The organism is Mesorhizobium sp. M7A.F.Ca.CA.003.01.2.1, from assembly GCF_003998945.1.
In the GTDB taxonomy this organism is placed as follows: Bacteria; Pseudomonadota; Alphaproteobacteria; order Rhizobiales; family Rhizobiaceae; genus Mesorhizobium; species Mesorhizobium ciceri.
Map to the genome: position 1 here is coordinate 1 of NZ_RZRA01000730.1, position 2,977 is coordinate 2,977.

The 2,977-nt window shown below is 64.1% G+C and carries 3 protein-coding genes and 1 pseudogene; all 4 read left to right on the forward strand.

Annotation, left to right across the window (positions count from 1 at the left end; translation table 11 throughout):
* Nucleotides 1-117 (forward strand): annotated as a pseudogene (locus EN969_RS36225) (xanthine dehydrogenase family protein subunit M); the annotation flags it as partial.
* Between the two features lie 59 nt (nucleotides 118-176).
* The gene (locus EN969_RS24520; RefSeq protein ID WP_063168523.1) at nucleotides 177-659 is read left to right on the forward strand and encodes a (2Fe-2S)-binding protein; all 483 of its coding nucleotides are present in this window, start codon (nucleotides 177-179) and stop codon (nucleotides 657-659) included.
* Nucleotides 660-672: 13 nt separating this feature from the next.
* The gene (locus tag EN969_RS36665; RefSeq protein WP_063168524.1) at nucleotides 673-2,040 is read left to right on the forward strand and encodes a xanthine dehydrogenase family protein molybdopterin-binding subunit; all 1,368 of its coding nucleotides are present in this window, start codon (nucleotides 673-675) and stop codon (nucleotides 2,038-2,040) included.
* 1 nt (nucleotide 2,041) lies between these two features.
* Nucleotides 2,042-2,977: molybdopterin cofactor-binding domain-containing protein (locus EN969_RS36670; protein ID WP_164758456.1), on the forward strand; the 936-nt coding region annotated here is incomplete at its 3' end.

Below are 2,977 nucleotides of genomic sequence, written 5' to 3' on the forward strand. Positions count from 1 at the left end.
GCGCCGGCCTTGGCCGCGGCCGGTGATGGCACCTCGCCCATCACCGACCCGATCGCCAGCGCCTGGTATCGCGCCGAAGTCCTGCCGGTTCATCTCGGGCGGTTGCTGCTCGCATAATATTTGTTCGGGGGCGCGCGTCTGTCCGCTGGTTCGGGCAGGCGCGCTGGGAGGAAAACATGGCAAAGGTTCCGGTTCAATTCACGCTCAACGGCTCGGAAAAGGCCGAATTCATCGACAGCGGCACGACGCTGCTTCAGGCGCTGCGCGACAAGATCGGCGACACCTCGCCGAAGGGCGGCTGTCATCAGGGCACCTGCGGCGCCTGTTCTGTCATCATAGACGGCGAACTCCGGCTCTCCTGCCTGACGTTGGCCGAGACCTGCAATGGCGCCGTCATCAGCACGACATCAGGGCTTTCGGAAAGCGGCGTGCTGCACCCGCTGCAGCGCGCCTTTCTCGACACGTTCGCCACGCAATGCGGCTTCTGCACGCCGGGCATGATCATGGCGGCCAAGGTGCTGCTCGACCACACGCCCAATCCCAGCCGCGACGAGGTGGTCGAGGCGCTGTCGGGCAACATCTGCCGCTGCACCGGTTACGAGCCGATCATCCAGGCGGTGCTGACCGCCGCCCGCGCCAATTCGCAGAACGCGGCCTGAAGGGTCCAAAACAATGGAACTGCGCAAGAACTACTTCGCCGATGTCCGCAAGGACGATCTGCACGAGATCGGCCAGCCCCGGCCGCGCTCGGATTCGCCCGGCCATGTCACCGGCAAGACCGCCTTTTTCGCCGACCGCAACTTTCCCGGCATGCTGCACCTGAAGATGGTGCGCAGCCCGCATCACCATGCCCGCATCGGTTCGATCGACACCTCAGAGGCGGAAAAACATCCGGGCGTGGTGAAAATTCTGACCGCCAAGGACGTACCGCACAATGTCTACACCATCCTGATCCTGATCCAGATCGGGCCGGAGGACGAGACGGTGCTTGCCGACGGCAAGGTGCGCTGGAAGGGCGAGGCCGTGGTGGCGGTGCTGGCCGAAACCGAGCGCGCGGCACAAGAGGCCGCAGCCAAGGTCAAGGTCGACTATGAGGTGCTGCCGGCCGTCTTCGACATGGAAGAGGCGCTGAAACCCGACGCGCCGCTGGTCAACGAATATCACGGCCAGAATTATTACCTCTATGATAGCGGCGAGTGCCGCAAGGTGCGCTTCGGCGATGTCGAGGCGGGCTTCGCCGGCGCCGACCACATACTGGAGCAGAGCTACCAGTCTTCGCCGATCGAGCACGCGCCGACCGAGACCACCGGCTGCGTGGTGGCGCCCGAGGGCAATGACCGCTTCACCTGCTATACCAACACGCAGGCGATGTTCTTCACGCTCGACAACACCTCGATCATCCTGCAGATGCCGGGCAGCAAATTGCATTTCGTCGGCGGCACAGTCGGTGGCGGTTTTGGCGGCAAGGTCGACGTCATCGTCGAGCCGATCGCCATCCTCGGCGCAAAACTAACAGGACGACCAGTCTGTTTTATCTACAGCCGCGAGGAGGAGATGCAGATCTCGTCGCCGCGCGCCGCTGAAAAGGTCGTCATCAAGGACGGCGTCATGAAAGATGGCCGCATCGTCGCGCGCAAGGTCACCGGATACACCGATGCCGGCGCCTATTCGCGCCACTCGCCCTACGGCGCGCAGAAGGGCGCGGGGCATTATCCCGGCCCCTACACTATTCCGAACGTCTGGATCGACACCTATTGCGTCTACACCAACCGCACGCCGTCGTCGGCCATGCGCGGCTTCGGCGTCACCATCGGCGATTTCGCGCTGGAGGTGCAGATGGACAAGCTGGCGCGCCTGATCGGCATGGACCCGCTCGAATTCCGCTTCATCAACGCCTATCGCGACGGTGATATGAAAGCGCACCGCCAGCCGACAGAGGGCGCCGCGCTGATCGAATGCATGCAGGAAGCCTCGCGCGCCGCCAACTGGCCGGTGGCGGAAAAGTACCTGGCGATGTCCTCCTATACGAAGGGAGCTTGAGATGGCGATCAGGCGTGGGCGCGGCGTTGCCGCGATCAACTATCCCACCGGTATGAACCTCGGCGGTGACCCGACGCAGGCACTGGTGCACTCGACGCCAACAGGCAATTTCATGGTGACATTGTCCTCCGTCGATCTCGGCCAGGGCATGAAGCAGATCATGGCGCAGATCTGCGCCGAGACCATCGGCGTGCCGACAGACCGCGTCGTCGTCGACACCGCCGACACCGACACCGGCCCGCACTGCATGGGCACCTTCGCCTCGCGCGGTACGCACCGCGCCGGCAACGCCGTCATCCAGGCGGCAAGGGAAGCGCGGCAGGTGATGCTGGAAGTGGCCGCCGAGGAACTGGAGGTGAACGCCTCCGACCTCGAGACCGACGGCCAGGGCAACATACTGGTCAAAGGCGCGCCGCAAAAATCGATCTCGATCTTCGATGTCGCGCTGTCGGCGCATTTCAAGCGCGGTCGCTCGATCTCGGGCCGCGGCATGTTCCTGATTCCGCGCTCTTATCCGGAGAAAGAGACTGGCGCGATGAAGCCATCGACCTGCTACGCGCATGCCTGCACCGTGGCCGAGGTCGAGGTCGACGACGAGACCGGCGCGGTCACCGTGCTGACTGTGAAGAACGTCTTCGAGATCGGCCGCGCGCTGAACCCGAAAATGGTCGAACAGCAACTGGTCGGCGGTTCGTGGATGGGCATCAGCCATGCGCTCTACGAGACGACCGAGCCCTATTATCCCAACCGCGACCATGGCGGCACGGACTTCAACCAGTATCTGATGCCCGGCCCCGGCGACCTCGCCGAGACCGAGATCATCGTGCTGGAGCGTCCATCGGCGGACGGGCCATACGGTGCCAAGGGGCCGGGCGAAATGTGCGCCAACCCGCAGATCCCGGCGGTCGCCAATGCCGTCTTCGACGCCGTCGGCGTG

Excerpts from the sequence above, each read along its gene's own strand:
- EN969_RS36665 (WP_063168524.1), top strand. The coding sequence starts at position 673 with ATGGAACTGCGCAAGAACTACTTCGCCGATGTCCGCAAGGACGATCTG.
- EN969_RS24520 (WP_063168523.1), top strand. The coding sequence starts at position 177 with ATGGCAAAGGTTCCGGTTCAATTCACGCTCAACGGCTCGGAAAAGGCC.